Annotated in this window: 6 protein-coding genes and 1 pseudogene; 4 read left to right on the forward strand and 3 right to left on the reverse strand. The window is 61.9% G+C overall.

What is annotated here, in order from left to right; genetic code table 11:
• Positions 1-11 precede the first annotated feature (11 nt).
• Entirely contained in the window at positions 12-2,684 is a 2,673-nt protein-coding gene (ligD, locus tag VF672_RS18020; protein WP_331105915.1) for a DNA ligase D, read from the forward strand.
• Positions 2,685-2,717: 33 nt separating this feature from the next.
• Here ligD and VF672_RS18025 read toward each other — a convergent pair whose 3' ends face one another.
• A complete protein-coding gene (locus VF672_RS18025; RefSeq protein WP_331105916.1) occupies positions 2,718-3,641 on the reverse strand; it encodes an AraC family transcriptional regulator in 924 nt (307 codons plus the stop codon).
• A gap of 111 nt (positions 3,642-3,752) precedes the next feature.
• Here VF672_RS18025 and VF672_RS18030 point away from each other — a divergent pair, with 111 nt between their 5' ends.
• Complete coding sequence (locus VF672_RS18030; RefSeq protein ID WP_037008925.1) at positions 3,753-4,094, forward strand: carboxymuconolactone decarboxylase family protein; 342 nt, start codon at positions 3,753-3,755, stop codon at positions 4,092-4,094.
• Positions 4,095-4,686: 592 nt separating this feature from the next.
• Here VF672_RS18030 and VF672_RS18035 read toward each other — a convergent pair.
• Entirely contained in the window at positions 4,687-5,022 is a 336-nt protein-coding gene (locus VF672_RS18035; protein ID WP_331105917.1) for a hypothetical protein, read from the reverse strand.
• Positions 5,023-5,263: 241 nt separating this feature from the next.
• Between VF672_RS18035 and VF672_RS18040 the strand changes: the two genes are divergently transcribed.
• Complete coding sequence (locus tag VF672_RS18040; protein ID WP_414705628.1) at positions 5,264-6,172, forward strand: aldo/keto reductase; 909 nt, start codon at positions 5,264-5,266, stop codon at positions 6,170-6,172.
• Between the two features lie 48 nt (positions 6,173-6,220).
• Here the strand turns inward: VF672_RS18040 and VF672_RS18045 are convergent, their stop codons facing one another.
• Positions 6,221-7,297 (reverse strand): nucleoside hydrolase, encoded by a 1,077-nt coding sequence (locus VF672_RS18045; RefSeq protein WP_331105919.1) that lies wholly within the window; start codon positions 7,295-7,297, stop codon positions 6,221-6,223.
• Between the two features lie 171 nt (positions 7,298-7,468).
• Here VF672_RS18045 and VF672_RS18050 point away from each other — a divergent pair.
• Positions 7,469-7,616, forward strand: a pseudogene (locus VF672_RS18050) (nucleoside hydrolase); the annotation flags it as partial.

Genomic DNA, 7,616 nt, shown 5'->3' on the forward strand with positions numbered 1-7,616 from the left:
GGTTCATCGTCATGGCAAAACCTGTGAGTGAATACACCCGCAAGCGCAACTTCGACGTCACCTCCGAGCCTGCGGAAGGCGAGGGCGAGACGCGAAGCACGAAAGGCAAGGCGCTGAGTTTCGTCATTCACAAGCACGATGCGCGCAATCTGCATTACGACTTCCGTCTTGAGCTGGACGGCACGCTGAAAAGCTGGGCGGTGCCGAAGGGGCCAAGCCTTGACCCGAAAAACAAGCGCCTGGCGGTGCAGGTCGAAGACCACCCGCTGGGGTACGGCAGCTTTGAGGGCAGCATTCCCGAGGGCGAATACGGCGCCGGCGACGTGATCGTCTGGGATCGCGGCATATGGCAGCCCCACGGCGACCCGCAGGAAACCTACGAGGCTGGCAAGCTCAAGTTCACCCTGATTGGCGAAAAGCTTACCGGCGACTGGACCCTGGTGCGGACCCGTATGCCGGGGAACAGCGACAAGGAACAGTGGCTGTTGATCAAGGAAAAGGACGATGCCGTGCGGCCGGGCGAGGAATACGACATCGTCGCCGACAAGCCGCAAAGCGTCATCAGTGGCGCCACGGTGGGCGAGGAACGCGTGCCGGCCAAGAGCACCAAGCGCAAACCAGCTTCTGAATCTGCCAACGACACGCCAGCCGTGAAGAAACCGGCGGACAACGCTTCGGAAAAAAAGTCCAAGGCGTCTTCGGCTAAGAAAAGCGCGGTGCCTGCCAAGCTTTCCCCCTCGTTGGCGACGCTGATGGCCGCCCCGCCTGAAGGCGAATGGCTCTACGAAATCAAGTACGACGGTTACCGAATCCTGACCCGCGTCATCGATGGCGAGGTGAAGTTTTTCACCCGCAACGGCAATGACTGGACCGAGCGCCTGCCGCTGCAAGCCAAGGCGATTGGCGAATTGAAACTGGACAACACCTGGCTGGACGGCGAGGTGGTGGTCCTTAATGACGCCGGGTTGCCTGACTTTCAGGCGCTGCAGAATGCGTTCGACATCGACCGCAGCAAGGACATCCTCTATTACGTGTTCGACATGCCGTTCCATAACGGTGAAGACCTGCGCGAGACACCTGTCGAGGACCGTCGCGCTGCCCTGAAGAAGGTGTTGGGGCGACAGCAAAAGGGCCTGCTACGGTTTTCCGACGCGTTCTCCGCAGGGCATCGTGACATCATTGAAAGCGCGAGTCTGATGTCCCTGGAGGGAGTGATCGGCAAGCGTGCCGGCAGCACCTATCAGTCCAGGCGTACCGCCGACTGGATCAAGCTCAAATGCAAGTTGCGGCAGGAGTTTGTTGTGGTCGGCTTCACCCGGCCCCAGGGCGCGCGCAGTGGTTTCGGCGCGCTGCTGCTGGCGGTGAACGAGGAGGGTGCAGGTCTGGTGTACGCCGGGCGGGTCGGCACCGGTTTCAATCAGCACATGCTCGGGGATTTGCTTGAGCAAATGAAGCCGCTGGAGCAAGACGCGTCGCCGCTGACGAAAAAAGTCACCAGCGCCCAGGCCCGGGGCGTGCACTGGATAAAGCCGACGTTGGTGGCAGAAGTGGAGTTCGGTGAGTGGACCCGCGACGGCATCATTCGGCACTCGGCGTTTGTGTCGTTGCGCAGCGACAAGCCGGCCAGCGAAGTGGTCCACGAATACCCCAAAACGCCGAAAGACATCAAGGCGCCCTTCAAGCCCAGTGCCACCAAGGCCTCCCCGCCGACCAAAAAAGCCCCCGCAAGCGGCGATGCTTCGGCGGAGAAACCCCAGCCCGCCAGCAAACGGGCCGGCAAGGACCGCGTCGAAGTGGCAGGGGTGATGGTCAGCCATCCTGAGCGCGTGATTGACGCAGAGAGCGGCCTGCACAAGATCGAGCTGGCGCAGTACTACGAATCAGTGGCTGACTGGATTTTGCCGCACCTGGACCATCGTCCCGTGGCGCTGCTGCGTTGCCCCGAAGGCGTTGAAGGCGAGCAGTTCTTCCAGAAGCACTCCGAGCGCATGGCGATCCCCAACATCAAGCAGCTGGACCCCAAACTGGACCCCGGCCACGCGCGCCTGATGGAGATCGACAGCGTCAAGGCACTGGTCGGTGCGGCGCAGATGGGCACCATCGAACTGCACACGTGGGGCGCGACCTACGATCAGATCGAGCTGCCAGACCACTTCGTTCTTGACCTTGATCCGGACGCCGAGCTGCCATGGCGCAGCATGATCGAAGCCACGCAGTTAACCCTGTCAACCCTCGACGAGCTGGGCCTCAAAGCCTACGTCAAGACCAGTGGCGGCAAGGGCATGCACATCGTGGTGCCGCTGGCACGCCGGGCGGATTGGGAGTCGGTCAAGGCCTTCGCCAAAGCACTGGCGCAGTTTATGTCGCGGGAGTTGCCCGACCGGTTTACCGCCACGTCCGGGCCCAAGAACCGGGTCGGCAAGATTTTTATCGATTACCTGCGCAACACCCGTGGCGCCAGCACCGTCGTGGCCTATTCGGCGAGGGCACGGCCCGGGTTGCCGGTGTCGGTGCCGATCAGCCGTGATGAGCTGACCGAGGTGACGTCTTCAGCGCAGTGGAACATCGCCAATCTGGAGCAGCGGCTGCGCAAGCTGAAGGCTGACCCGTGGGCCGGTTACAAGAACACCCAGCGGCTGACCAAACCGATGTGGAAACGCCTGGGCGCGACGCCGCCGGCCTGACGGAGGCATTGATCGGTCTATCCACGCTGCACGTCATTCCTGAGCGGGGGCGATCAGGCGGCGGCGCAACTGACCGGGCGCCATGCCGTAGGTGTCCTTGAATACCTTGCTGAACGCCGCCTGGGATTGGTAACCGACCTGGGCGGCGATGTCACTCAGTCCCTCCTGCGACCGACTCAATAAACGGTAGGCCCGCTGCATGCGGACTTGGGTGAGCAGGGTCCAGGGGGAGCTGCCGCTGAGTTTCGTGAAGGCGCGCATGAAGGTCGCTCGGGACATGCTCGCCAGCGCCGCCAACCGGTCAACGCTCCAGTCATCGGCCGGGTTTTCCAGCATCGCCTGCCACGCCCGACCCAGCCGCTTGTCACCCAGCAGGCCGAGGCTGCCGGCATGTTGTGGCGCCTGACGAAGGTGCTCTCGGACAATCAGCGTGAACAGCGCCGAGGTCAGCGCGTTGACCATGAACTGAGCTCCCGGCAGGTTGGCGTCGGCTTCACGGCGCAACATCGCAACCAGCGACGGCAGCGGGTCGCCGCTGCCCAGCGCCTGGGTCGAGACCTTCACAGGGTTGGGCAGGGACGCAAACAGCATGGCCTCGGGCTGGTGGATGAAACGTCCGCACAATAAGTCCAGCTCCGTGCCGTCACCAAAACGTTGCACCGGCAACAGACCGCTCTCGGTGGTACGTTGCGGCCGAGCGCTCGCCACGCGCTGGCCGGGGCTGTGCAGCAGGTGTTGGCTGCCACGCGGCAGGACCAGGATGTCCCCCGTTGTCAGGGCCAGTCGCTGCCCATCGGCCAGCTCCACGTGGCACTGGCCGGCCAGCACGATGTGATAGGGCGACGTGCCGGCGGGCTCCTGCTGATGGTCGAGCGCCCAGTCACCCTGAAACTGGCAACGAAGGTCCAGGCTGCCGCGCACGTCGGCGAGGGCAATGAGCGTGTCAATGGCGTGCATAGGCGACTTTCGGACAAAAGAATGAGCCAAACGAGCAAGCCGCCGCGCCGCGGTGGGCGGAGACTGAAGGTGTCCGGCGCAGTCTAGTCGCCACCCTCAGGAGATACCAATATGTTCAGCAATTGGCCCGATCTGGTTTCCACCATCAAGCAGTCGTTTGGTGCGCTGTCCAAGTCCAACCCGAAGATGGTCAAGGCCTACATGGCCCTGGGCGAAGCCGCTGCGGAAAACAACGTGCTCGACGCCAAGACCCGCGAATTGATTTCCCTCGCCGTCGCCGTCACCACCCGTTGTGACGGTTGCCTTGGCACCCATGCTCAAGCCGCGATCGCCGCAGGCGCGACCCGCGAAGAAGTGGCCGCCGCCCTGGCCACCGCGATCTCGTTGAACGCAGGCGCCGCGTACGTCTATTCACTGCATGCGCTGGAGGCGTATGACGCGTTGAAGCAGTAAGCTGCCGGGATCTCAGATAACCCGGCCTGTCGGATCAAACAGGCAACCGGTGGGAGCTGGATTGCTGGCGACCGCAAGGGGTCAGGCACTGCAAAGGTGCCTGACGCCACCGCGTTCGCCAGCAAGCCGGCTCCTACAGAATGTTGCGTTAATCAGACGAAGTGCATCGCGCCACTGTAGGAGCTGTCGGAGGTTACGACGGTGGCGAACGCGGTGGGTCAGCCGGACGTTGTATTACCTGAAGGACCGCATTCGCCAGCTAGCTCGTACAGGGGTTTTGCGTCAATCAGACGAAGTACATAGCGCCACTGTAGGAGCTGTCGGAGGTTACGACGGTGGCGAACGCGGTGGGTTAGCCGGACGTTGTATTACCTGAAGGACCGGGTTCGCCAGCTGGCTCGTACAGGGTTTTTGCGTCAATAAGATGAAGTGCATCGCGCCACTGTAGGAGCTGTCGGAGATTACGACGGTGGCGAACGCGGTGGGTCAGCCGGACGTAGTATTACCTGAAGGACCGGGTTCGCCAGCAAGCCGGCTCGGACGCAGATGGGACGTCGAACCCAAGCCACGGCCGCACCGCCGCTGTATCAGATCATTTAACCCCATCCGTCCTTTCGCCCACTTCGGCCGGGTAAAACTCGCCATCAAGGCCTGCGGTCAGCAGTCGTTCCCTTACCATTGTTTCCACGCCAAGCACCTGGTCCGGGTCATCAATGTTGTCGAGCACCAGCCAGATCGGCATGACGTTCTGGCCATGGGTGCCTTCGCTGAGCATGTCGTGGGAAAAGACTTGATTGGCGCGCCACAGGCACAGTTCATCTTCGGTGTGACCGGTTTCGCGAACGGCTGTTGGCGAGGTCAGCCAGATTTCGGTGTAAGGGCGCAGGTCGGCCTGGGCGAGTTCGCTCTGAGTGATAACTGTTTTCATGGTGTGTCTTCCATTGTTCAAAGATGCAGTTCTGACGCATCGATCGGAGCAGCGTTCCCGTGATCTGTGCAGATGGTCATAGCAACTTGAACTGCGGCCGCTTCCGTGGGGTCGACAGCATCACTGCGCGCTAACGTCACCCCGGCCCGGAGACACGCCTTTGACCGACCCGAACCTGCTCACCCGCAGAAGACTGCTGACCCTGGCGGGAGGTGCTTCGGCAGCGTTGGCGTTTGACGGCATGGCCGTTCACACCCGCGCCGAGGCCGCCGTCGCAGCATCCCGACCGCCACAACCCGGCGCCTCGCCCGGTCAATCAGGAGAACCGAACATGCTCACTCAAGACATCCCGTCCAGCGGCGAAGCGTTGCCGATGATTGGCCTGGGCACGTACCGCGGGTTCGATGTCGAGCCCGGCAGCGACGCTTATAAAATGCTGCCCGCCGTCGTGGACGAACTGCTGCATGCCGGCGGCACCGTGATCGACAGTTCGCCCATGTACGGGCGCGCCGAGCAAACCACCGGCGAATTGCTGTCGATCCATCAGCCGGCATCGCCCGCGTTTCTGGCGACCAAAGTCTGGACCCGGGGACGTGAGGAGGGGATTGCGCAGATGGAAGCGTCGTTCCGTTTGTTGCAGACCGAGCGCATCGACCTGATGCAGATCCACAACCTGCTCGACTGGAAGACGCACCTGCCAACGCTACGTCAATGGAAAGAAGAAGGGCGCATTCGCTACATCGGTCTGACGCACTACACCGCCTCGGCCTACGACGAAGTGGAAGCGGCATTACGGGCCGAGGCGTTTGATTTTCTGCAGATCAATTACGCGCTGGATGATCGCGCCGTCGAGGCACGCCTGCTGCCGCTGTGTCGCGAGCGCGGCGTTGCGGTCATCTGCAATCGGCCGTTCGGTGGCGGCGGTCTGCTCGGCCGCTTGCGCGACACGCCCCTGCCGGGCTGGGCGGCGCAGGTTCAGGCCAGGAGCTGGGCGCAACTGGCGCTTAAGTTTCTGATCTCACACCCGGCGGTGACGTGTGCGATTCCAGGTACGGGCAACCCGAAATACATGAAGGAGAACGCCGAGGCAGCAAGAGGGCCTTTGCTTACTGATGCCCAGCGCCAGCAGCTGATTGCCCTGATCGGCTGATCCTGCTTACGGTCGGTTGGGCCGTTTCATCGTCGCGAACGGAGGCGATCAGCGTTTGACCGGCGCAGGCAGAGTGACCAGATTCACGTACGCGTCCCAGAACCTCTTCTGGTCCACGGCGTACACCACTTTCGCCTTTTGTGTGCCGACGGGTGCGCCCTTCTTGTAGCCGATGGAGCGGCCGTAATCCGGTCCGAAGTGGGCGTCGACATCGACCCACAGATCTTTGGACTCGGTGACCAGGTCCGGACGCACCAGGTACAGCGCGGGCAGGCTGTCCCAGGTGAAACTGTGATGGTCAGGATCCTTGTCGAACTCAGGCCCCAGCACCGTTTTGTAAAGGTCGGGAATCACGCCTTTGCTGGCGACGATGCGCCGGTAGACCGAGGCGTCGAAGATGACCTTTTCGCAGACATCGTTGGGGAAAATCACGTGCTCGATGGGTGAGCGCAGGACGATTTTTGCGGCCTCGGGGTCGAACCACCAGTTGAATTCCGCCGCTGGCGTAGTGTTGCCGGGAATCTCGATGGCGCCGCCCATGTACACGATGCGTTTGATCAACGGCACGATTTCCGGTGCGCTGCGAATCGCCAGAGCGATGTTGGTCAACGGGCCAACGGCCAGGAGGGTCACTTCGTGAGGGTTTTCCTTCACGCTGTCGACGATGAACTGTGCAGCGGATTTGCTGCGCAATGCAGTGTGCGTAGCAAGCCCGTCCGGTGGCGCGACCCGCTGCGAGGCCGAGGTCGGACGCGGGGTCTTGAACGCCCCTGGCCAGCCTGCGCCGAACAGGGCTTTTTCCTGTTCATACGTGGCGAAGTCGTGCAGCAGCGGGTATGCCGCGCCGGAGTACACGCCGACGTCCTTTTCCACGCCCATGCGCTCGACAGCTTTCAGCGCATCGACCTGCTCCTGATCAACCCAGGCGTTGCCACTGACGAGGGTCATGCCCAGCAGGTCGATGCGCTTTTGTGCGTGCAGTTGCGCCAGCATGATGAACGCCTGGCCGTCGTCGTTGAGCACGTTGAAATCGGTGTCGAAGATGACCTTTTCCGCGGCCTGCAAGGAGGTCGCGGACAGTCCTAGCGTCAGTGCCAGGGCACAGCTTTTCACAAACGCCTGCATGGTCTGATTCCACAGTTGTGATTGGAGAAATACAATTCCCACGTAGGAGCCGGCTTGCTGGCGAACCCGTTGGTTCAGTTAATAAAATGTTGACTGAACCACCGCGTTCGCCAGCAAGCCGGCTCCTACGTGGGAATTGTATTTCTCCAATAACAACGGTGGAAATCACTCATGCAGGCCTTACTGAAAAGCTGTGCCCTGGCACTGACGCTAGGACTTTCCGCGACCTCCTTGCAGGCCGCGGAAAAGGTCATCTTCGACACCGATTTCAACGTGCTCAACGACGACGGCCAGGCGTTCATCATGCTGGCGCAACTGC

Source organism: Pseudomonas sp. (assembly GCF_036387035.1).
Taxonomy (GTDB): Bacteria; Pseudomonadota; Gammaproteobacteria; order Pseudomonadales; family Pseudomonadaceae; genus Aquipseudomonas.